The following is a 22,678-nucleotide window of genomic DNA, read 5'->3' on the forward strand; positions in this document are numbered from 1 at the left end:
TAAAATGAGTGCCACTTCTTCTGTTATAGAAGCTGGAGCGGTATTCTGCTTGCGCGCCCATAAAGATTCAATTGAAACCAGGGAGAAAATCGCCGTTATGGACATAGGCCTTCGCCTCAAAACCATTCGCCTGCAAGCCAAACTGTCCCAGCGCGAGCTGGCCAAGCGCTCCGGTGTGACCAACGGCTTTATTTCCCAGGTCGAAAAAAACCAGGTCAGTCCGTCCATCGGCTCACTCAAAAAGCTGCTGGACGGCTTTCCCATGACCCTGGCGGAATTCTTTGCCGAAGAAGAAAACTGCGAAGCCACCAAGCCGGTGGTATACCGGGCCGAGGATCAACCCGAGCGAGGCACCGGCGACATCAGCTATCGCCTGATTGGCAGCCGCTTTCCCGATCGCAATATCACCCTGCTGCGGGAAACCATGCCCGCCGGCGCCGATACCGGCCCCGACATGCTGAACCACCCGGGCCAGGAATGTGGCGTGGTAATAGAAGGACAACTCTTGCTGATCGTGGGCGAGCGCCGCTTTGAACTGGGCCCGGGTGACGGCTACTACTTTGACAGCACCGAGCCCCACCGCTTTGTGAATATCGGCGACGATGAACTGCACATCGTCTCCGCCAGCCAGCCCCAGACGATGTAAGCCTCAAAACGTTGGCGGTGTCGCCGCCGACACCAGCTCGCACACCTCGGTACTCAGGTTGCGAAAACGGTGGGGCTGGCGGGTATCGAAATAATAGCCATCGCCGGCACGCAGTACTCGAGACTCCTCCCCCACGGTAATTTCGATTTCACCGCTCAGCACCAGACCCGCTTCTTCCGCTTCGTTACTGAGCATTTCCGGGCCGGTGTCGGCACCGGGCGGGTAGCACTCCCGAAGCAGCGCCAGCTTGCGATCGCCACCAAGCGGCCCCACCAGCCACATGGTGACGCCATTGCTGCCAAATTCCACCAGCTCGTCGGCACGAAAAAACACACGCCGGCCGGCGTCATTCTCCAGGCTGAAAAAGGCGCCCATGGAGATGGGAAAGCCGTCCAGCACCCGCTTGAGGGTAGCCACCGACGGGTTCACCGCGGCCTGCTCAATCTGCGAAATCAGACTGTTGCTGACCCCTGCGCGACGAGCCAGCTCCCGCTGGGTCAGGCCATGCTGGTGTCGAAGCCACTTCAGGCGCTCGGGCAAGTCCATGGCGCGCTCCTCAGCCGGCCCGGGCGGCGGCGGCTTCCTGAGCCCGGCGCTTCTCGGCCCGGGCCATCAGCCACCAGCCCACAAAGGTCACCAATGACACAATCACAATAATGATGGTGGCCAGGGCGTTGATTTTGGGGCTCACCCCCAGACGCACGCTGGAAAACACCACCATGGGCAGGGTGGTGGCGTTGGGTCCGGACACAAAACTGGCGATCACCAAATCGTCCAGCGACAGGGTAAAGGCCAGCAGCCAGCCGGCGATAATGGCCGGCGCGATGATCGGCAGGGTGATCACAAAAAACACCCTGAGCGGCCGCGCGCCCAAATCCATGGCGGCTTCTTCCAGGGAGCGGTCCAGCTCCCGCAGCCGGGAGCTCACCACCACCGCCACATAGGCGGTACAGAAGGTGACGTGGGCAATCCAGATGGTGCTCATACCCCGCTGGGCCGGCCAGCCCAGCAAATCGCCCATGGCCACAAACAACAGCAGCAACGACAAGCCGGTGATCACCTCGGGCATCACCAGGGGGGCGGTGATCATAAAGGCAAAGCCGCTTTCGCCGCGAAACCGGCCAATGCGGGTGAGCACAAAGCCCGCCACCGTGCCCAGCACCACGGCGGTGCTGGCGGCAAAGAAGGCGATGGTCAGGCTGAGCCCCACCGCCTGCATCATCATGTCGTCGGCCAGCAGCTCGCCATACCACTTGGTGGACCAGCCGGCCCATACCGTCACCAGCCGGGAGCTGTTAAAGGAGTAAATGATCAGCAACAGCATGGGGGCATAAAGAAAGCCAAACCCCAGCCACAGAATCAGCGGGCGTGCCCAGGAGCGACTGACGGGAATATTGTTCATGGCTCAGCCCTCCATTTCTCTGCGCTGAATGCGGTGGAACCACATGATGGGCACCATCAGCAGCAACAGCATGACGCTGGCCACCGCCGCCGCCACCGGCCAGTCCCGGTTATTGAAGAACTCCTGCCACAGCACCCGGCCGATCAGCAGGGTATCCGGGCCGCCCAGCAGCTCGGGGATCACGAACTCGCCCACCGCCGGAATAAACACCAGCATGGCGCCGGCAATGATGCCGCCCTTCACCAGGGGCACGATCACCGTAAACAGGGTGGTGAAGGGCCGCGCCCCCAGATCCGCCGCCGCTTCCACCAGGGAATAATCCAGCCGCATCAGGGCGGTATACAGGGGCAGCACCATAAAGGGCAGGTAGGCGTAGACAATGCCGATATAGACGGCGGTGTTGGTATTGAGGATCTGCAGTGGCTCGTCGATGGCCCCCAGCCAGATCAGGGCATTATTAAGAAAGCCGGTGTTGCCGAGAATGCCCATCCAGGCGTACACCCGAATAAGAAACGAGGTCCAGGACGGCAAAATCACCAGCATCAGCAGCACATTACGGGTAGACGGTTTCGAGTGAACAATGGCCCAGGCCATGGGAAAGCCAATCAACAGGCACAACAAGGTGGAAACGGTCGCCACCTGCAGCGACTGCAGGTAGGACTGAATATAAAGACTGTCGCTCAGCAGAAACAGGTAATTGCCGAAATTGAGCACGATTTGCAGCTGCTCGTCGGCAAAACTCAGCACCTGGCTGTAGGGCGGAATGGCCAGCGCCGCTTCCGACAGGCTGATCTTGAACACGATCAGAAAGGGCACCAGGAAAAACAGCAGCAGCCAGGTATAGGGCAGCGCGATCACCAGCCGCTGGCCGGTGGCGGTTCGAGCCTTTGCCTTCATCGTCACCTCCTAGATCAGCAGCACGGCGCAGCTGTCCGCGTCCCAGCGCAGATGCACCTGGTCGCCCCAGGTGGGGCTGTTGCGTCTGTGCCGATCCACATTGGGCAGGGTGGCCAGAATGCGTTTACCCGAGGGCAGGCGCACATGGTAAATGGACACATCGCCAAGATAAGCAATTTCGTCCACCGTGCCTTGCAGCCGGTTGGCGTTCTGCTCGGGCTCCTGTACCGACAGGTGCATCTTTTCCGGGCGTACCGCTATCATGATGGGCAGCCCCTCGCCAATGGACACACCATGGTTTATCTGCAACGGGCGGTCCAGATCGCCGCAGCGGATCAGCGCACTGTCGGCTTCGTTGCTTTCGAGCTCGCCTTCAAACACATTGACCGAGCCGATAAACTCGGCGCTGAAACGGCAGTTGGGGTACTCGTATACATCCAGCGGTTCCCCCACCTGCACCAGCCGGCCCTTGTTCATGATGGCGATGCGCCCGGCCATGGTCATGGCTTCTTCCTGATCGTGGGTCACCATTACACAGGTCACGCCCACCTCTTCAATGATGTTGACCAGCTCCAGCTGCATCTCTTCCCGCAGCTTTTTGTCGAGCGCCCCCATGGGCTCGTCGAGCAGCAGCAACTTGGGCCGTTTGGCCAGGCTGCGCGCCAGCGCCACCCGCTGGCGCTGGCCACCGGACAGCTGATGGGGCTTGCGTTTGGCATAGTCTTCCATGTGCACCAGTTTGAGCATCTCCGCCACCCTGCCGGCAACCTCATCCCTAGGCAGCTTGTCCTGTTTCAGTCCAAAGGCGATGTTGGCTTCCACCGTCATGTGGGGAAACAGCGCGTAGGACTGAAACATCATGTTGATGGGTCTGTCATAGGGCGGCACCTCGGCGATATCGACGCCATCGAGAAAAATCTCGCCCCGGCTGGGCGGCTCAAAGCCGGCCAGCATACGCAGCAGGGTTGACTTGCCGCAGCCCGAGGCACCGAGCAGGGCAAAAATTTCCCCCCGCTGTACACGCAGGCTGACATCATCCACCGCCGGCTGGCCGTCGTACAACTTGCTGACCCCGCGAATATCAAGAAAGGGCGCCTGCTCCGTGCTCACCGGTTGTTGCTGTTCCGGCATGCTTACCTCCGTGTAATGAAGATCCTGCGCTTTCTGCACTGGACTCCCGCCTACGCGGGAGTGACACCAAAGCTATACTCCCGTCACTCCCGCGCAGGCGGGAGTCCATTCAGCACACAACTCAGACTATCATCCGGGTGCCGTCTGCTACTGGATACTCACTTCGCGGGCATGACGAGGAAAAATACGGGCAGACGAGGGTAGACATTCCTGCGCCTGCCTTGTCACTTCAAAGCTGCTTACCTGCCGGTCTTGACCCTAGTCCAGGCGCGGGTAATGGCCCGGTTCACCTTTTGCGGCAACAGCTTGGCGGTGTACAGCTTTTCCGCTGTTTCCTGGCTGGGGTAAATGCCCGGATCATTAAGGATGTCCGCATCCACAAACTCATTCGCTTTTTTATTGGGGTTGGCGTAGGCCACGTAATTGGAAATCTCGCCGATCACTTCCGGCCTCAGCAGGTAGTTAATCAGCTTGTGGGCGTTGTCCGGGTGCCTGGCGTCCCTGGGAATGGTGAGCATGTCCACCCACATCAGGGCGCCTTCCCTGGGGATGCGGTAGGCCACGGTCACGCCTCTGTCCGCCTCGTCGGCCCGATCCCGCGCCTGCAGGATATCGCCGGACCAGCCCACCGCCACACAGATATCACCGTTGGCCAGATCGTTGATGTACTTGGAGGAATGGAAATAGGTGATATGGGGCCGAAGCTGCATCATCAGCTCGGTGGCCGGGCCCTTGTAGTCGCTGACATTGGTGCTGTTCGGATCCATTCCCTGATAGTTGAGGGCGGCGGCAAAGATCTCGGTGGGTGCGTCGAGGAAGGCCACGCCGCACTGTCTGAGTTTTTCCAGGTTCTCGGGCTTCATTACCAGATCCCAGGAGTCCACCGGGGCGTCCTCGCCCAGTACTTCCTTCACCTTGTCGACATTAAAGCCAATGCCGGTGGTGCCCCACAGGTAGGGCACGCCATACTGGTTGCCCGGATCCTTTTCCTCCAGCAGCGCCATGATGCGCGGGTCCAGGTTCTCGTAATGGGTCAGCTTGGCCTTGTCCAATGGCAAAAAGGCGCCGGCCTGAATTTGCCGCCCCATAAAGTCACCGGTGGGCACCACCACATCAAAACCGGTGTTGCCCGCCAGCAGCTTGGCTTCCAGCACCTCGTTGGAGTCGAACACATCGTAGGTGACGTCAATGCCGGTCTCTTTGGTGAAACTGGCCAGGGTGTCTTCGGCAATATAGTCAGACCAGTTGTAGAAATTGACCTGGGCCGGCTCCTGGGCCTGGGCATGGAGCGCCAGCGTAATACCGGCGGCCAGCAGGCCGGTCTGAAAAACACGGTTATGCATCATGCTACTTTCCTTGTTGGTTGCTCAGAGTGTGAAGGGTCAAATCAAGGGCCTGACGGGCCTTGTCCACCAGCTCGTCCACCTGCTTGTGGGTAATCACCAAGGGCGGCGAGATGATCATGGTGTCGCCCACCGCCCGCATCACCAGGCCGACATTCAGGCTGTGCTCCCGGCACACCAAGCCGGCGCCGGCGTCTTCCGGGTAGCGGGCATGAGTGGTTTTGTCCGCCACCAGCTCCAGCGCAGCCACCAGCCCCAGGCCCCGGGTTTCCCCCACCAGGGGGTGATCACTCAGACTGGCCCAGCGCCGTTGCAGGTAAGGGCCGATATCGTCATGTACCCGTTCGACGATGTGCTCGTTTTTCATCACCTCAATGGCGGCCTGGGCCACGGCACAGGCCACCGGGTGACCGGAATAGGTAAAGCCGTGAAAGAACTCGCCGCCGGCAATCAGCCCCCTGGCCACTCTGGCCCCCACCGCCACCGCGCCCAGGGGGATATAGCCGGAGGTAATGCCCTTGGCCATGCACAACAGATCCGGCTCAAGGCCGTAGTGCTCACAGGCAAACCAGTGGCCGGTGCGGCCAAAGCCGCAGATCACCTCGTCCACCACCAGCAAAATGTCGTACTGGCGGCAGATGCGCTGAATTTCCGGCCAGTAACTGTCGGGGGGAATAATCACGCCGCCGGCGCCCTGAATGGGCTCGCCGATAAAGGCCGCCACCCGCTCGGGGCCGAGCTCGAGAATTTTTTGCTCCAACTGCCGAGCCCGCTCCAGACCAAAGGCATGGGGGTCGGTGCCCTGCCCTTCATCAAAATGATAAGGCTGGTCAATGTGCACCATGTCGGGCAACGGCAGTCCGCCCTGACTGTGCATGGGCTTCATACCGCCAAGAGAGGCGCCGGCCAGGGTGGAGCCATGGTAGGCATTGTGGCGGCTGATAATAACTGTACGTTCGAGCTGGCCCTGCTCGGCCCAGAAATGGCGCACCATGCGCACGACTGTGTCGTTACACTCGGAGCCGGAGCCGGTAAAAAACAGGTGCTGCATGTCGCCGGGCAGAATGCCCGCCAGGGTGGCGGCAAGCTCGGCGGCCGGCGGGTGGGTGGTCTGAAAAAACAGATTGTAATAGGGCAGCCGGCGCAGCTGGGCATTGGCCGCCTCGATCAGCTCTTCCCGGCCGTAGCCCAGGTTCACACACCAGAGCCCGGCCATGCCGTCGAGAAGACGGTGGCCGTCTGCATCCCACAGATAGACCCCTTCACCCCGCTCAATCACCCGGGTCCCCTTTTGCTGCAAGGCGTGGGGGTCGGTGAACGGGTGCAGGTGATGACTCGCATCCAGCTGTTGCAATGACTCCTTATCAAACTCCGGCATGCTCAACTCCCTGTCGATACCGTCACTCCCGCGAAGGCGGGAGTCCATATGCAGACTGTTACACGTTCAGCAGTAAAAACTCCCGTTCCCAGGCGCTGATCACCGTGAAAAAGGCCTCGTATTCCTTGCGCTTGACCGCGATAAAGGCGCGCACAAAATGCGGCCCCAGGATCTCGCGCAGCTCCTCGCACTGCTCCAGCTCCAGCAGTGCTTCTTCCAGGCTGCGGGCCAGGCCAAAGGGCATGTCGTAGGCGCTGCCTTCCACCTGCTCGGTAGGCGCAATACGGTGTTTCATGCCAAGATAACCACAGGCCAGACTGGCCGCCAGCGCCAGGTAGGGGTTGGCATCGGCGCCGGCAAAGCGGTTTTCTATGCGCCGGTCGGCCAGCCCGGAACGCGGCACCCGCAGGCCCACGGTACGGTTGTCTTCCCCCCAGGCCATGTTGCGCGGCGCCGAGTCACCAAAGGCCAGCCGGCGGTAAGAATTGACGTTGGGGGCAAACAGCGCCACCGCGCTGGGAATGTAGCGCTGCATGCCGCCGATAAAGTGCAGAAACCGCTCGCTGTGGCTGCCATCGGGGTTGGCAAACAGGTTGTTGCCGTCTGCATCCACCAGGCTCTGGTGAATGTGCATGGAGCTGCCCGGCTCGTTTTTCATCGGTTTGGCCATAAAGGTGGCGTATACCTGGTGGCGCATGGCCGCCTCGCGCATGGTGCGCTTGAACAGAAACACCTGATCCGCCAGATCCAGGGCGTCGCCGTGAATAAAGTTCACCTCCATCTGGGCCGCCCCCGACTCGTGGATCAGGGTGTCCACCTCCAGCTCCTGGGCCTCACAGAAGTCGTACATTTCCTCAAAGATGGGATCGAATTCGTTGACCGCGTCTATGCTGAACGACTGCCGTGCGGTCTCGGGCCGGCCGTTGCGGCCGATGGGCGGCTCCAGCGGGTAATCCCAGTCCTCGTTTTTCTTGACCAGAAAAAACTCCAGCTCCGGCGCCACCACCGGGCGGCAGCCTTCCTGCTCATAGAGCTTCAGCACCCGGCGCAGTACGCTGCGGGGCGCAATTTCCACCGGCTCGCCGTCGGCGTCAAAACAGTCGTGGATCACCTGGGCGGTGGGCTCGCTGGCCCAGGGCACCAGCCGGGGCGTATTGATGTCGGCATGCAGTTCCATGTCGCGCTCGGTCCAGTCGATGTTGTCGTCATCAGGCCAGTCGCCGTTCACGGTCTGCAAAAAGATATTGTCGGGCAGGCGCATGCCGCCCTCTTTCAGAAACTTGCTGGCGGGCAGTATCTTGCCCCGGGCGTTGCCGGTAAAGTCGGGCAACAGACACTCCACCTCGGTAATGGCGTGCTGCTGCATCCACTGGCGCAGCCATTCCATGTTGCGGTTTTCAGGATCTTGAACACTCATAGTGAAGCTCTGGGTGAAAAACACACTCGTCAGCATAGTCCATATTGGTGTAAAAGTATGCTAGACATAGACATAGCCAACGAGCAAGCAAAATCATCGCTATCAGGTATGTTAACCAAACGGCATTAACTTTTAACAAAAGTTCGTGGATATTAAACAGCCGGCCCGACGGTATGCCCCGAACCATGCCCTGAAGGAAGCCCCCATGCACAAGGCCCGTGATACCGCAAAAAGCCCCGCCGACGCGCCCTGGTCGGCCTTTCAGTCCATTGATCTCATGCTGTGCGACATCAATGGCGTGATCCGCGGCAAGCGCATTCAGACCAGCGCCTTTGCCAAGGCCCTGGAGCAGGGCATCAGCCTGCCCGCTTCGGTGTTCGCCCTCGACATCACCGGCCAGACGGTGGAAGAAACCGGCATGGGCCTGGCCCAGGGCGACAGCGATCGGGTGTGCCGGCTGCTGCCCCACACCCTGGCCCCCGTGCCCTGGCACAAGACCCCGTCCGGGCAGATTTTAATGACCATGGAAGACATCGACGGCAGCCCGTTTTTTGCCGATCCCCGTCATGTGTTGCAACAGGTGATCGACCGGCTCAAGGACAAGGGCCTGCACCCCTGTGTGGCGGTGGAGCTGGAATTCTATCTGGTGGATCAGAAGGAAGGCGCCGACGGCCTGCCCCAACCGCCCATTTTGCCCGGCACCGATGAGCGCATGCATGACACCCAGGTGTATTCCCTCGACGATCTCGACAGCTGGGAGGATTTTCTGGTGCAGGTGGCCGAGGTATGCAAACTGCAGCAGATTCCCGCCGACAATGCCGTGGCCGAATACGCCCCCGGCCAGTTCGAAATCAACCTGGCTCACCAGCACGATGCCGTGGCCGCCTGTGATCAGGCCATTTTGCTCAAGCGGGCGATCAAGGCCATCGCCATCAAACAGGGCATGTACGCCACCTTTATGGCCAAGCCCTACAACGGCCAGGCCGGCTCGGGCATGCATATTCATGTGAGCCTGCTCGACGACGAGGGCAATAATGTGTTTGCCGAGGATCACGAGCTGTTGCGCCAGGCCATTGCCGGTACCCTCAGCATGCTGCCCGAGTCCATGGCGCTGTTCGCGCCCAATGCCAATTCCTTTCGCCGGCTGCAGCCCCATATGTTCGTGCCCCTGCACGCCAGCTGGGGTTTTGACAACCGCACCGTGGCGGTGCGCATTCCCTCGGGCGACCCGGCCAACACCCGGCTGGAGCACAGGGTCGCCGGCGCCGATGCCAATCCCTATCTGGTGGTGGCCGCCATTCTCGCCGCCGTGGATCACGGCCTGACCGAGCAACTGCACCCGCCCGCGCCCATTCAGGGGGACGCCAACAAGCTGGACCTGCCCCTGCTGCCCTACCGCTGGCAAAACGCCCTGGACAGGTTTGCCCAATCGCACCGGCTGTCGCAATATCTGGGCAAGGCATTTCACCGGGCCTACCTTATCAACAAGCGTTTTGAGCTGGCCGAATTCGATCAACATGTGACACCACTGGAATACCAGTGGTATCAACACCTGGTTTAGGAGCCGTTATGCAGCCACACGCCGATTCCTATTACGCCGCGTCCGCCAATCCGGCGCCGGAGCACCCCGCCCTGCACGAAAACCTGGAGGTGGACGTGTGCATTGTGGGCGCCGGCATCACCGGCTGTGCCGCCGCCCTCGCCCTTTCCGAAAAAGGCTACAAGGTGGCGGTACTGGAAAGCCGGCGAGTGGGCTGGGGCGCTTCCGGGCGCAGCGGCGGCCAGATGATTTTCGGCTATGCCTGCGAGCAGCCCACCCTGACCAAACTGGTGGGCGACAAGCTGAGCCGGCAATTGTGGGATATTTCGGTAGAAGCTCTACAGCAAATGCGCCAGCGCATCGACCAGCATGATATTCGCTGCGATCTTGCCAACGGTCATTTGCATGCGGCAGTCAAGCCAAGGCACATGAAGGAGCTGGAACACTGGGCCGACAGTCTGCGCCAGGACTACGGCTACGACTCACTGGAGATGTGGAGCCGGGAGCAGGTACGTGAACAGATGAGCAGCGAGGCCTATCTTGGGGGGCTGTATGACGCCGCCAGCGGCCATGTGCATCCGCTTAATTACACCCTGGGGCTGGCCGGGGCCGCCGCCGGGGCCGGCGCGCGTTTTTTTGAATACACTCCCGCCACCCGCATTGAGCAGGGCGAACACCCGGTGGTGCACACTCCCCACGGCGTGGTGCGCTGCCGCCACCTGCTGCTGTGCGGCAACGCCTATCTGGAGGGCATTGCTCCGGACATTGAACGCAAGATCATGCCGGTGGGCACCTACATTACCGCCACCGAGCCCCTGGGTGAGGAACGGGCAAAATCCCTGATTGCCAACAACATGGCGGTGGCCGACATCAACTTTGTGCTCGACTATTTTCGCCTGAGCGCCGATCACCGGCTGCTGTTTGGTGGCCGCGTCAGTTACTCCGGGCTGGATCCGGTGAACCTGGCGGCGTCCATGGGCAAGCGCCTGCGCCATGTGTTCCCCCAGCTGGAAGGCGTCAAGCAAGAGTACACCTGGGGCGGCTATGTGGGCATCACCATGAACCGGGCCCCCCACTTCGGCCGGCTCAACGGCAATGTGTATTTTGCCCAGGGGTTCTCCGGCCACGGCATTGCGCTGACCGGCATGGCCGGCAGCCTGATGGCGGACGCCATCGCCGGCAGTGCCGAACAGTTTGATCTGTTTTCCCGCATTCCCCATCGTGACTTTCCCGGTGGCCGCTTGTTGCGAACCCCGGCCCTGGTACTGGCCATGACCTGGTACCGGCTGCGGGATCTGTTGTAAAAATAAGCAGGATATGCTCCAGTGAAGGGCATAAAGGCCTGTAGAACTGGCCTTTAGTTCGGATTGAGTGGGAGTCGGCTTTATGGAGCAACTGGAGTTTTTTGATGTCCCCAGCCCCTGCATCGGCGTCTGTCAGGTCAATAACAGGGGTTACTGCAAGGGCTGCTTTCGCAGCCGGGACGAACGCTTTAACTGGCTGAAGTTTACCCCTGCCCAGCGCCGGGACGTGATCCGTCTGTGTCAGGATCGCAAGCGCCGGGTGCTGGCCGCCGCCCGCAAGAAACAACTGGAACTGGAGCTCGAACAGCAACACACCCCGCCTCAGGATACCCTGCCGCTGTAGCGTCCAACGTCAGACGTCAGACGTCAGACGTCAGACGTCAGACAGCCTTTCACTGATCAGCCCGGCAATCAACACCGCCGGCGCACTTTCAAGATGCATATGGTGGCCGCCATCAAGCACTTTCAGCGTCAGCTCGGGCACCAGCTCAAGCAGCGGCTGCACGCCGTCAATTTCATTGCCGTGCTCGGCCATCATCAGCAGCACCGGCATGGACAAACGTTGTAAAAACGCCGCCACCTGCTCATCGCACAGGCGCACCACGGAAGGCTGGGACAGCGCAATGTCGTGCCGCCAGCACCAGCCATCCTCGGTTTCTTCAAGGCTACGGGCCAGCAACCAGGCCGCCGCCTCCCGGCTCACCGGATAACGGCCGCCCATGCGCGCCTGCAGAGCATCCTCAAGGCTGGCATAGGGCCGCCAGCCGCGACGGCGAATGCGCTTGCCCTTGTTCAGCGCCGCCGCCATTTGCTCGGGCAGGCTGTCGGCGGAATAAGTGCGCGGCGCCAGACCATCGAGCAGCATTAACTGGCTGACCCGCTCGTGAAAAGCCCCCGCCAGCAGGGTGGCGACACTGGCGCCCATGGAATGGCCGAGCAGAGCCACCTGTTCAAGTTCAAGGGCATCCAGCAGGGCCAGCACATCGGCGACATTGTCCCAGATGTAATAAGGCTGGCCGGCGGCACGATGCTCGGAGCGGCCATGGCCAGCCAGATCCGGCGCGATCAGCCGCACCTGGGGCAACAGTTTTGCCAGCAGGGTGAAACTCGCCGCGTTATCCAGCCAGCCGTGCAGGGCCACCACGGGAATGCCATCGGGGCTGCCCCACTCCACCACCGCCAGCCGGCGGCCGTGAATGTCGATGTGGTATTCCCGGGTTGTCATGACTCAGACGCCCCGCTCGTTGTTCCAGATAATCACATGCAGTTGAGGCAGCACCCGTGCATTAAACCAGCCGTCGGCGGTGACTCTGTCCACCAGCCAGCGCAACCGAGCGTTAAGGGCGTCGAGGTCGGTTTCCCGCTCCGGCTCATCGGGCGTGGCCGGTGCCGGGTTGCAGGGTTGCAGAGTGAGTGGCAGTTGCGGGTAGCGGGCGGCAAACTCCCGCGCCCACTGGTAGTCGGCCTCGTCGGCGATCACCAGCTTGAGGGTCACTTGCGTATTCGCGCCGGCGGCGGCCAGACAGTCATCAAACCGGCTTTGGCTGAAGGCCATGCCGGCGGACGGCGGCTTGGGGCTGAGGGTCAGATGATCGAGCTGGCCAAACCAGTCCTGTGCCTTGCTCCCTTGAGTTTCAATGGCGAAGGTATAACCCTTGGCATGGCCGAGCTCGAGTAATTGTCCAAGAGGCTGCAGTGCCGGATTGCCGCCGGAAAGGGTGACCAGCAGCGGCCGGCCGCCACTCAGGCGCTCCACTTCCGCCAGCACGGCCTCGGCGCTCATGGGGGTCCAGTCGGCCTTGAAACGGGGCTCTACCGCATACAGGGTATCGCACCAGCTGCAGCGAAAATCACAACCGCCGGTGCGCACAAACATGGTGGGTACGCCGGTAAGCTGACCTTCGCCCTGAATGGTGGGGCCAAAGATTTCGCTGATGGCGATCATGGCCGGTACTCCGCCCAGGTTTTGGGGGTTTCCGACACGGCCACGGCACTGACCTCGGGCCAGCGCGCCCGAGCCCAGTCAAACAGATGGCGCGCCAGCCGCTCGGCGGTGGTGCACTCGTCACCCAGCACCTCATTAAGGTGACGATGGTCGAGCTTGTCGTCGATATAGTCCTTGAACGCCTTGAGTTCGAGGTAGTCACGTACAAAGCCGTATTGATCCAGGCTCTCGCTCTGCAGCTCGATCACCACCACATAGTTGTGGCCGTGCAGCCGGGCACAGGGATGCCAGTCGGGCATTTGCTTCAACTGGTGGGAAGCGGAGAAATGAAACTCTTTTTTGATGGTATACATTACTTCACCCTCGCCACGGCTTGCTGCCAGAACTGTTCGTCCTGATAGGCCGTGGGGTCGGCTACGCCGGCCAGGGCCATGGCCTCGATGCGCTCCACGCAGGTGCCGCAACGGCCGCAGTGCAGCTCACCACCTTCGTAGCAGGACCAGGTGTCGGCAACCGGCACGTTATAACGGGCCGCGTCCTGAGCGATTTCAGTCTTGTCGGCGTCAACATAGGGGGCCAGCAGCGCCACCTCGGCCACGCCGTCCAGGGCCCGCGCCTGCATTTCGCCAAACAGGCGAATAAAGTCGGGCCGGCAGTCGGGGTAAATAAAGTGGTCACCACCATGCACCGCCAGCGCCACGGTATCGAGGTTGCGGGCGGCGGCCACGCCAAAGGCGATGGTAAGCATGATGGCATTGCGGTTGGGCACCACGGTAACCTTCATGTTTTCTTCGCTGTAGTGGCCGTGGGGCACGTCGATGTCATCGGTGAGCGCCGAGCCGGAGAGCTGACGGCCGATATGGCCGATGTCCATCACCAGGTGGGGCACACCGAGGCGCTCGGCACAGAGGCGGGCGGCGTCGATTTCTTTTTTGTGGCGCTGACCGTAGTCAAAGGTCAGCAGGGCGCCGAGGGCATTGTCCGCCGCCAGGCGGTAAGCGAGCGTGACGGAGTCGAATCCGCCGGAGCAGATCAGCAGTGCTTTCATAGATTGTGTCCTTGTTTTGTCCGGGTAGGCTGCGACCGGGTAAAAAAGCGGTGTGCATTTTAACGCCGTGGGCGGCGAGCGCAAACAAAAAGGGCGCCGAAGCGCCCTTTGGGTCTGACTCAGAGTCATCTGTCAACTCTGCAACGGGTCGGCCAAAGGGCCAACTTCTCGACACGCTTCAAGCTCCTCCCTGGGGCGCTCGGCAAATGCCGTCCATGGCATTTGATCGGTCGTGAAGCTGCTCCCTTTACCCTCCCCTCGAATGCTGGTGTCGCCAGAACCTCAGTGCTTGACGTGCTCTGCCAGATACAGCCAGGTGTCGATCACTGTGTCCGGGTTCAGGGACACGGAGTCGATGCCCTGCTCCACCAGCCAGGCGGCGAAGTCGGCGTGATCCGAGGGTCCCTGGCCACAGATGCCCACGTACTTGCCGGCCTTGCGGGCGGCCTGAATGGCCATGGCCAGCAGGGCCTTGACCGCGTCGTCGCGCTCGTCAAAGGAGCCCGCCACCAGACCGGAGTCCCGATCCAGGCCCAAGGTGAGCTGAGTCATGTCGTTGGAGCCGATGGAAAAGCCGTCGAAGTAGTTGAGGAACTGGTCCGCCAGCAGGGCGTTGGACGGCAGTTCGCACATCATGATGACCTTGAGGCCGTTCTCGCCGCGCTTGAGGCCGTTCTCGCCGAGAATATCGATGACCGAGGCCGCTTCGTTCACGGTGCGCACGAAGGGGATCATGATCTCGACATTGGTCAGGCCCATGTCACTCCGTACCCGCTTCATCGCCTCGCATTCCATGGCAAAGCAGTCCTGGAAGTCCTCGGAGATGTAACGGGACGCACCGCGGAAGCCCAGCATGGGGTTTTCCTCGTCCGGCTCGTAGGCGTCGCCGCCGAGCAGGTTGGCGTATTCATTTGACTTAAAGTCGGACATGCGCACGATCACCCGCTCCGGCCAGAAGGCGGAAGCCAGGGTGGCGATGCCTTCGGTGAGCTTGGCCACGAAGAATTCCCGCGGGCTGTCGTAGCCGGCGATGATCTCGTCGATCTTTAGCTTGAGCTCCGGGCTCTGGCTGTCGTAGTTCAGCAGCGCCTTGGGGTGCACACCGATCATGCGGTTGATGATGAACTCCAGTCGAGCCAGACCCACACCGGCGTTGGGCAGTTGAGCAAAGTCAAAGGCCCGGTCCGGGTTACCCACGTTCATCATCACCTTCACCGGCGAGGCAGGCATGGAGCCCACTTCCGAAGTGTTGACGCTGAAGTCCAGCTTGCCGTTATAGATGTAGCCGGTATCCCCTTCGGCACAGGACACGGTCACGCCCTGGCCATCCTGCACCAGCTCGGTGGCGTTGCCACACCCCACCACGGCGGGAATGCCGAGCTCACGGGCAATGATGGCGGCGTGACAGGTACGTCCGCCCCGGTTGGTGACGATGGCGGCGGCCCGCTTCATGATCGGCTCCCAGTCCGGGTCGGTCATGTCGGTCACCAGCACATCGCCGGCCTTGATCTCGTCCATCTGGTCGATGCTGTCGATAACCCTCGCCGGGCCGGCACCAATCTTGTGACCGATGGCGCGACCTTCGGCAATCACCTGCCCCTTCTGGTTAAGGGCAAAACGCTCCAGCACATTGGCATCCTGGCGGCTGCGCACGGTTTCGGGGCGGGCCTGCACGATATAGAGGTTGCCGTCCACGCCGTCTTTGGCCCACTCGATGTCCATCGGGCGGCCGTAGTGCTTTTCGATGATCACGGCCTGTTTGGCCAGCTCCATCACCTCGTCGTTGGTGAGCGAGAACTGACGGCGTTCTTCCCGGCTGGTTTCCTTGATTTCCACCTGCTTGCCCAGCTCCTTGGCATTGGCGTAGATCATCTTCTGCAGCTTGGAGCCGAGGGTCTTGCGCACCACCGCCGGACGACCGGCCTTGAGGGTGGGCTTGTGCACGTAGAACTCGTCGGGATTCACCGCGCCCTGCACCACCATTTCACCCAGACCCCAGGCGGAAGTGACAAACACCACCTGATCAAAGCCGGATTCGGTGTCGAGGGTAAACATCACGCCCGAGGCGCCGATGTCGGAGCGCACCATGCGCTGAATACCGGCGGACAGCGCCACGCCCTTGTGGTCGTAGCCCTGGTGCACCCGGTAGGAAATGGCGCGGTCGTTAAACAGGGACGCGAACACGTGCTTGATGGCTTCCATCACCGCATCCAGGCCGTGCACGTTGAGGAAGGTTTCCTGCTGGCCGGCAAAGGAAGCATCGGGCATGTCTTCGGCGGTGGCGGAAGAACGCACCGCAAAGGAAGCTTCGTCGCCGGCCTTGCCGGCCAGCTCGTCGTAGGCGTCACGAATGGCCGCTTCCAGCTCGGGCTGGAAGGGAGCATCGATGACCCACTGGCGAATGGTTTTGCCCGCTTCACCCAGGGCGGCGATGTTGTCCACGTCGAGCTTGTCGAGCAAATCGTGAATACGATCGTTAAGCCCGCTTTGCTCGAGAAATTCGTTAAAGGCATAGGCGGTGGTCGCAAAGCCGCCGGGCACCGAAACTCCGGCGCCGGCCAGCTGACTGATCATCTCGCCCAGTGAGGCGTTCTTGCCGCCAACCCGGTCCACGTCGTGCATGCCGAGCTGTTCATACCAAATCACATATTCCTGCACTGCCACGTCTCCACAAAAAGGGGTTTCGGGATATCCGTATCTCAATTGATTTCTGTGTAAAAACAGAGCCTCTGGTATTGTTGTTATGGTGTGGGCCTGTACACGGTTTGATTCTACAATGGCCCCGAAAAGCGGGTAAACGCCCTGCCCGACCCAATACCTGAAAGTGAGATCTGGAGGCCCTGTGCACACGGTTTTTTATGTTTCCGATGGGACGGCGATCACAGCCGAAGTTTTTGGCCACGCCGTGCTGAGCCAGTTTCCCCTGCCCTTTGAGCAAATCACCTTTCCCTTTGTGGAAGACGAGGACAAGGCGCGCGCGATACGGGATCGCATCAACGACAGCTTTCACCAGAGCGGCAAGCAGCCCCTGGTGTTTCACACCATCATCGACGACCGGCTGCGCGGCATTATCACCGGCAGCGAAGCCATGTGTTACGACTTTCTCAACACCTTCGTCGCCCCCATCGAGCAGCAACTGGGGGTCAAGGCCGAGCCCCGGGCCCACAAGGCCCACAGCATCGAGAACAAGCACAACTATGATCTGCGTATCGATGCGGTGAACTACGCCCTCGACAACGACGATGGCGTCACCACCAAGGAATATGACGAGGCCGACATTATTCTGGTGGGCGTGTCTCGTTGCGGCAAAACCCCCACCAGCCTCTATCTGGCGCTGCAGTTCGGCATTCGCGTGGCCAACTACCCCTTTATTGATCAGGACATGAAACAGGTGAGCCTGCCCGCCGCCCTCAAGGCCAACCGTCACAAGCTGTTCGGGCTCACCATCGACGTGAACCGGTTGCAGGAAATTCGCCAGCGCCGCCGGGCCGACAGCCGCTACGCCGCCATTGAACAATGCCGTTACGAACTGGACCAGGTGGAGCGGCTGTTTCGCATGGAGGCTATTCCCTTTATCGACACCACATTTCACTCGGTAGAGGAGATCTCGGTGAAGATCCTGGAGCGAACCGGCATTCGTCGCAAAATTTACTAAGGCAAGAGCCGCATTGATCCAGCACAAATAACTGCGAGCAATAACCCAGTATGACTCGCAAATATGAACAAAATATTGATTTGGTGTTTACAAAAATGTATACATTGATCCCCGTGATTAACCACGGGGTCAACCACCCCATGAGTTGAGCACAAATGAGCCAATCCAGAAGCTCGAACACTGCGGTGTGGTTCTGTCAGCCTTTATATAACCAGATAACGACGGCGGGCAGTGAACAACAACTCACTTGAGCAACCCTCAGGGACTTATGCAATGAAACACAGCCAAAGCAAATCGGTATTCGATTACTACGGCAAGCCGTCTATCGGTAAAGCACTGCCGCTCTCTTTCCAGCACATCCTGGCGATGATCATGGGCGCAGTGACGCCGCCGCTTATCGTGGCCGGTGTGGCCGGTGCCTCCGCCCAGGAAACCATGATGCTGGTGCAAATCGCCCTGCTATTCTCGGGCCTTTCCACCCTGCTGCAGTTGTTCCCCGTCGGCCGTTTCGGCGCCGGCGTGCCCACCATTTTCGGTGTAGGCTTTGCTTACGTACCTTCCCTGATCGCCATCGGCAGCGTATACGGCATTCCCGGTATCTTTGGTGCCCAGATCGCCGGCGGTATCGCCATGCTGGTGGTGGGTGTGTTCATCAAACAAATTCGTCATCTGTTCCCGCCCGTGGTGGCCGGCACCGTGGTGCTGGTGATTGGCCTGTCCCTGTATGACATCGCCATCAAATACATGGCCGGCAGCGGCAACGTCAACGCCGAAGGCTTTGGCAGCGCCCAGAACTGGCTGGTGGGCATCACCACCCTGGCAGTGGTCCTGCTGTGCTCCCAGTTCGGCAAGGGTTACCTGCGCCTGGCCGCCATCATCGTTGGTATTCTGGTGGGCTACGCCATCTCCTTCTTCTTCGGCATGGTCGACTTCGCCAAGCTGGAAGCCGCACCCTGGGTGATGATCCCCACCCCGTTCGCCACCGGCATTGAATTCCACGCTTCCGCCGTGATCTCCATGGTGGTGATCTGTATTGTCAACTCGGTACAAACCATTGGTGACCTGTCCGCCACCACCGTCGGCGGCATGAACCGCGAGCTGAAAGACAAGGAACTCTCCGGTGGCCTGCTGGGTAACGGCCTGACCACCCTGGTGGGTGCCATTTTCGGCGGTCTGCCCACCGCCTCCTTCAGCCAGAACGTGGGCATTGTGGCCATGACCAAGGTGATCAGCCGCTACGTACTGGGCATTGCCGCCATCTTCCTGGTGATTGCCGGCCTGCTGCCGAAGTTCGGTGCCGCCATGACCACCATTCCCTACCCGGTACTGGGTGGTGCCACCATCATAGTGTTCGGCATGATCACCATGACCGGTATTCAGCTGCTGGTAAAAGACGAGCTGTCTTCCCGCAACATCACCATAGTCGCGCTGGCGGTGGCCCTGGCCATGGGCATCAACGCCGTGCCCGAAGCCATTGCCCAGCTGGGTGACACTGCCCGCATGCTGATTGGCTCGCCGGTCATCGTGGCCGCCTCCGTGGCCTTTGTTCTGAACATGGTGCTGCCCAAGAAGTCCCTCAAGGACGAAGCCCGTGAGCGTGAAGAAATTGAGCGCCAGATGAACCAGGGTACATCCAAGTCCGACGCCCAGAACGACAATACCCAGCTGCGCGAAGCCAACGCCAGCAATTGAAAGGGTAAGCCCTCGGGCAAGGATGGAAATCCACAATGATGAAAAGCCGGTCGCCTGACCGGCTTTTTTGTATTAAAAAACGGCCATCAAGCCGCCACAACACGGAGACTGGTTATGCCCCAGTACCACTGTCACGGACAACAACTGCATTATTTGGATGAAGGAAACCCTAACGGTTTTCCTCTGTTATTGGGTCATAGCTACCTGTGGGACAGCGCCATGTGGGCGCCTCAAATCGCGGCACTGAAACAGCAGTACCGCTGCATTGTGCCGGAGCTGTGGGGCCATGGCCGCTCCGACAACCTGCCCGCTGACAAGCCCCTGACGATGACCACGCTGGCCAATGACCATCACGCCCTGATGCAGTCGCTGGGTCTGGCGCGCTATGCCGTGGTCGGCCTGTCGGTGGGCGGCATGTGGGGCATCGAGCTGGCGCTGAAGCACCCCGAGGCGGTGGCCGCCCTGGCGGTACTGGACTCGGACGTGGGCGAAGAGCCCGCGCCAAGCCGGCAGCAGTATTTTCAGCTGCTGGCGGCGGTGGAGCAGTCCGGTTGCGTGCCCGAGCCGGTGATCCAGGCCTGTACACCCATTTTTCTGGGACCCGCCACTCGGGCCGGGCAGCCGGAGCTGGTGGCACAGCTGCAAGCCTCGCTGCGCAATGTAAGCGCCAGTCAGGTCCCCACTCTGGTGCGCCTGGGCCGCATGATCTTCAGCCGTCAAAGCCGGCTGGAGCATCTGACCGGGCTAAACTGCCCGCTGCTGTTTGCCGCCGGCAGTGATGACATTGCCCGTCCCTTTGCCGAGGCCGAACGCATGGCAAAGCTGGCAGGACCAAACGCCGAGCTGGTCTCCATTCCCGACGCCGGCCACATCAGCGCGCTGGAGCAACCCGAGGCGGTAACCGACATGCTTGAGCGCTTTCTGACACAGGCGCTGTCCTGAACGACAAGCAATAAAAAGCCCGGCAACTGCCGGGCTGTTTGTTTTCGGCTTACTTCAGTCGCCAGACCGTCATCTCGGCCAGGGTATGCTGAAACTTGCGCCGGGTTTCCCGGATCACAAAGGGCACATCCTGCCGGCCGACCAGTTCAAAGCGTTCGCCCAACACCGCCTTCAGGCCGTCCAGGGTGGTGAAGTTCTCACCGTTAACCTTGACGCCGCCCAGCCATCTGTCTTTGGGAGTGTACTCTTCCAGCCAGGTGTAGGGTGAGGTCAGTACCAGACAGCCACCGGTATTCAGTCGCTCGTGCACCTGGGCCAGAAACGCCGCCGGATCGTACAGCCGGTCGATCAGGTTGCCACAGAAAATAAGATCATAACCGGTAAAACGGGGCTTGAGGTTGTGGGCGTCGCCCTGCACAAACTCGATACGGCCGGCCACCTCGGCATACCCCATGTCGGCCAGGCTGGCTTCCTTGAACTCCACCAGTTCCCCTTCGGTTGGAATGGCAAAGCGGGTCTGGCCGCTTTCCTTGAGCTGAACGCCATGCTGAATAAAGCGGGCGGAAAAGTCGATGCCGTCCACCCGGTCGAAGTGGCGTGCCAGCTCAAAGCTGGCCCGGCCCACGGAGCAGCCCAGATCCAGTGCCCGGCCCTTGCTGACCTCGGGTAACTGGGTCAGCAGTGCCTCGACGCAGGCCACCGGGTAGTTGGGCACGTCAAAATAGCGGTCGCCATAGTGGAATTCCAGGTACTGAGCGACCAGCTCGTCGGTTTCATAGGTGTTTACAGGCTCCACGGGGACCTCGGGGTTGTCGGATTCAATGTAGCGAAAGCCCGCATGCTGAAAGAAATGCCGGCGAAAGGCATAGCGGGAATAACGGGTGGCTTCGTTGCCGGTGGAAATCCAGGAGCCGCCCTTGAACAGGTTGTGCCGGTTGTCAAAGGTGGGCGTGGAAAAATCATCGTACAGCGGGTGCACCTCAAAACCGGGAAAGCCGTCGATGGGGGTTTCGGTCCACTGCCAGACGTTACCGGTAATGTCATAAATGCCATCGGTCTCAAAGCGATCAACAGGGCAGGACGAGGCGTAATGCTCCAGGTTGAGGTTGCCCGGGGCTTGCCCCCAGTCCGGCTGATCGGCGTCGATGCGGTTGCGCAGCAGGGTCCACTCGGCTTCGGTGGGCAGACGAATATGGGTGCCGGTTTGCGCCGTCTTCCAGTTGCAGAAGGCCCTGGCCTCGAGGTAATTGACCTCCACCGGCCAGTTCAGCGGGAGCGGGATTTCTTCCAGCAGATTGCGCTGCATATACTCGCCGTCACGCAGCAGCCAGAAGCGGGGCATGGTGGCCCGAGTAAAGTCCAGCCACTGGCGGCCTTCCTCGGTCCAGTATTCCGGTTTGCGGTAACCGCCGTCCTGCACAAATTCAAGATATTCACCGTTGGACACCAGGTATTGCGCCACTCGGTATGGCTGCACCTCCACGGTTTTGCTGCCGTATTCGTTATCCCAGCCATAGGTAGCCGCCGTCGCCGGCTTGCCCAGGGTGATGGTGTCCCCGGCGACCGGCAGCAGCGCATTTTGCGGCGCCTCACCGGCATCACGACAGGCCGTCCACAAGGGGTGAGACTGAAGCTGATCCAGGGGCAGCATGCGCATGATCACCGAGGAAGTTTCCAGATGAATACGTTCGTGCTCAATGCCCATCAGCACAATCCAGGCGGCGCTGTCGGGGGTGATGGGCAGGCTCAGCGGCATCTCACTGATAAAGGCATCCACAGTATTACGCACCTGAGCGCGGTAATCCCGAGTGTGCGCCAGGCTGGGCCAGTCGTAATGAGCGTCGTTGAGATCGTCCCAGGACATTTCGTCCACACCGATGGCAAACATCGACTCCAGCCGTTCGTCGAGGCGTTCGGGCAGGTATTTGCCCAGTACCAGCTTGTTGATGAAGAACACGGCGGTATGGCCGAAATAGAATATCAGCGGATGGCGCAGGGGCTCGGGCCGGGAATAGTAGGCGGCGTCGGTGGTAATACAGTCGAACAGGGCCTCGTAGAGGCTGAAGGTCTGATGGAAATAGCGGCGGATTTCTTCCCGCTTCTGCGCGGGATCCGTGCCGGTGAGCAGCGGGGTTTTGGTTACGGCATCTGCCAGTGTGTGCATGAACATGTCCCTGATCACATTTTTTGTTTACGTTACCTTGGCATGGGCCAAATGAGAAGCCTGTCAGTCAGGCAACAGACCCGCCCACGAGAATTTTGTTTCACTGGCGCCGCGCCATTTGCCGGCGCACGGCCTTGTGCTATAACCAACACCCACTTTTCACACTTGTACAGG

The 22,678-nt window shown here is 60.6% G+C and carries 20 protein-coding genes; 7 read left to right on the forward strand and 13 right to left on the reverse strand.

Annotated elements, in window-relative coordinates; translation table 11 throughout:
- The first annotated feature begins 97 nt into the window (after positions 1 to 97).
- Positions 98 to 646 (forward strand): cupin domain-containing protein, encoded by a 549-nt coding sequence (locus Q9290_RS03850; protein ID WP_306078322.1) that lies wholly within the window; start codon positions 98 to 100, stop codon positions 644 to 646.
- Positions 647 to 649: 3 nt separating this feature from the next.
- Here the strand turns inward: Q9290_RS03850 and Q9290_RS03855 are convergent, their stop codons facing one another.
- The 7 genes from Q9290_RS03855 to Q9290_RS03885 all read right to left on the reverse strand — a co-directional run bounded on the left by Q9290_RS03855 (position 650) and on the right by Q9290_RS03885 (position 8,214).
- Positions 650 to 1,192, reverse strand: a complete 543-nt coding sequence (locus Q9290_RS03855) for a cupin domain-containing protein (RefSeq protein WP_306078323.1) — start codon at positions 1,190 to 1,192, stop codon at positions 650 to 652.
- Between the two features lie 10 nt (positions 1,193 to 1,202).
- Positions 1,203 to 2,048, reverse strand: coding sequence for a putrescine ABC transporter permease PotI (potI, locus tag Q9290_RS03860; RefSeq protein WP_306078324.1), 846 nt, complete (start codon positions 2,046 to 2,048; stop codon positions 1,203 to 1,205).
- A gap of 3 nt (positions 2,049 to 2,051) precedes the next feature.
- Positions 2,052 to 2,945: a putrescine ABC transporter permease PotH gene (gene potH / locus Q9290_RS03865; protein WP_306078325.1), complete on the reverse strand. Its 894-nt coding sequence runs from the start codon at positions 2,943 to 2,945 to the stop codon at positions 2,052 to 2,054.
- Positions 2,946 to 2,954: 9 nt separating this feature from the next.
- Positions 2,955 to 4,076, reverse strand: coding sequence for a putrescine ABC transporter ATP-binding subunit PotG (gene potG / locus Q9290_RS03870; RefSeq protein ID WP_306078326.1), 1,122 nt, complete (start codon positions 4,074 to 4,076; stop codon positions 2,955 to 2,957).
- Between the two features lie 239 nt (positions 4,077 to 4,315).
- A complete protein-coding gene (locus Q9290_RS03875) occupies positions 4,316 to 5,422 on the reverse strand; it encodes an extracellular solute-binding protein (protein ID WP_306078327.1) in 1,107 nt (368 codons plus the stop codon).
- 1 nt (position 5,423) lies between these two features.
- On the reverse strand, positions 5,424 to 6,797 hold the full coding sequence (locus Q9290_RS03880) for an aspartate aminotransferase family protein (RefSeq protein ID WP_306078328.1): 1,374 nt from the start codon (positions 6,795 to 6,797) through the stop codon (positions 5,424 to 5,426).
- A gap of 58 nt (positions 6,798 to 6,855) precedes the next feature.
- Positions 6,856 to 8,214: a glutamine synthetase family protein gene (locus tag Q9290_RS03885; RefSeq protein WP_371930891.1), complete on the reverse strand. Its 1,359-nt coding sequence runs from the start codon at positions 8,212 to 8,214 to the stop codon at positions 6,856 to 6,858.
- A gap of 205 nt (positions 8,215 to 8,419) precedes the next feature.
- Between Q9290_RS03885 and Q9290_RS03890 the strand changes: the two genes are divergently transcribed.
- From Q9290_RS03890 to Q9290_RS03900, 3 genes are all read left to right on the forward strand, one after another.
- The gene (locus Q9290_RS03890) at positions 8,420 to 9,775 is read left to right on the forward strand and encodes a glutamine synthetase family protein (protein ID WP_306078329.1); all 1,356 of its coding nucleotides are present in this window, start codon (positions 8,420 to 8,422) and stop codon (positions 9,773 to 9,775) included.
- A gap of 8 nt (positions 9,776 to 9,783) precedes the next feature.
- Positions 9,784 to 11,058: an NAD(P)/FAD-dependent oxidoreductase gene (locus Q9290_RS03895; RefSeq protein ID WP_306078330.1), complete on the forward strand. Its 1,275-nt coding sequence runs from the start codon at positions 9,784 to 9,786 to the stop codon at positions 11,056 to 11,058.
- A gap of 82 nt (positions 11,059 to 11,140) precedes the next feature.
- Positions 11,141 to 11,401 (forward strand): DUF1289 domain-containing protein, encoded by a 261-nt coding sequence (locus Q9290_RS03900; protein ID WP_306078331.1) that lies wholly within the window; start codon positions 11,141 to 11,143, stop codon positions 11,399 to 11,401.
- Between the two features lie 30 nt (positions 11,402 to 11,431).
- Here Q9290_RS03900 and Q9290_RS03905 read toward each other — a convergent pair whose 3' ends face one another.
- The 5 genes from Q9290_RS03905 to ppsA all read right to left on the reverse strand — a co-directional run bounded on the left by Q9290_RS03905 (position 11,432) and on the right by ppsA (position 16,709).
- Positions 11,432 to 12,283, reverse strand: a complete 852-nt coding sequence (locus Q9290_RS03905) for an alpha/beta fold hydrolase (protein WP_306078332.1) — start codon at positions 12,281 to 12,283, stop codon at positions 11,432 to 11,434.
- A gap of 3 nt (positions 12,284 to 12,286) precedes the next feature.
- Positions 12,287 to 13,003: a 7-carboxy-7-deazaguanine synthase QueE gene (gene queE, locus Q9290_RS03910; RefSeq protein ID WP_306078333.1), complete on the reverse strand. Its 717-nt coding sequence runs from the start codon at positions 13,001 to 13,003 to the stop codon at positions 12,287 to 12,289.
- The gene (gene queD, locus Q9290_RS03915; protein ID WP_306078334.1) at positions 13,000 to 13,356 is read right to left on the reverse strand and encodes a 6-carboxytetrahydropterin synthase QueD; all 357 of its coding nucleotides are present in this window, start codon (positions 13,354 to 13,356) and stop codon (positions 13,000 to 13,002) included. The genes queE and queD overlap by 4 nt, the downstream gene beginning before the upstream one ends.
- Positions 13,356 to 14,051, reverse strand: a complete 696-nt coding sequence (gene queC, locus Q9290_RS03920; RefSeq protein ID WP_306078335.1) for a 7-cyano-7-deazaguanine synthase QueC — start codon at positions 14,049 to 14,051, stop codon at positions 13,356 to 13,358. The genes queD and queC overlap by 1 nt, the downstream gene beginning before the upstream one ends.
- Positions 14,052 to 14,333: 282 nt before the next feature.
- Positions 14,334 to 16,709: a phosphoenolpyruvate synthase gene (ppsA, locus tag Q9290_RS03925; protein WP_306078336.1), complete on the reverse strand. Its 2,376-nt coding sequence runs from the start codon at positions 16,707 to 16,709 to the stop codon at positions 14,334 to 14,336.
- Positions 16,710 to 16,893: 184 nt separating this feature from the next.
- On the opposite strand from ppsA, the gene ppsR reads away from it, so the two are divergent.
- The 3 genes from ppsR (at position 16,894) to Q9290_RS03940 (ending at position 20,340) form a co-directional block, all read left to right on the forward strand.
- Complete coding sequence (gene ppsR / locus Q9290_RS03930; RefSeq protein WP_306078337.1) at positions 16,894 to 17,706, forward strand: posphoenolpyruvate synthetase regulatory kinase/phosphorylase PpsR; 813 nt, start codon at positions 16,894 to 16,896, stop codon at positions 17,704 to 17,706.
- A 273-nt stretch (positions 17,707 to 17,979) separates the two neighbouring features.
- The gene (locus tag Q9290_RS03935; RefSeq protein WP_306078338.1) at positions 17,980 to 19,398 is read left to right on the forward strand and encodes a uracil-xanthine permease family protein; all 1,419 of its coding nucleotides are present in this window, start codon (positions 17,980 to 17,982) and stop codon (positions 19,396 to 19,398) included.
- Between the two features lie 114 nt (positions 19,399 to 19,512).
- Positions 19,513 to 20,340 carry an alpha/beta fold hydrolase gene (locus tag Q9290_RS03940; protein WP_306078339.1) on the forward strand — a complete coding sequence of 276 codons (828 nt, stop codon included), beginning with the start codon at positions 19,513 to 19,515 and terminating at the stop codon, positions 20,338 to 20,340.
- Between the two features lie 49 nt (positions 20,341 to 20,389).
- On the opposite strand, the gene ovoA is transcribed toward Q9290_RS03940, so the two are convergent.
- Positions 20,390 to 22,510, reverse strand: coding sequence for a 5-histidylcysteine sulfoxide synthase (gene ovoA, locus Q9290_RS03945; RefSeq protein ID WP_306078340.1), 2,121 nt, complete (start codon positions 22,508 to 22,510; stop codon positions 20,390 to 20,392).
- Between the last annotated feature and the right edge of the window lie 168 nt (positions 22,511 to 22,678).

Source organism: Oceanimonas aquatica (assembly GCF_030732065.1).
GTDB lineage: Bacteria > Pseudomonadota > Gammaproteobacteria > Enterobacterales > Aeromonadaceae > Oceanimonas.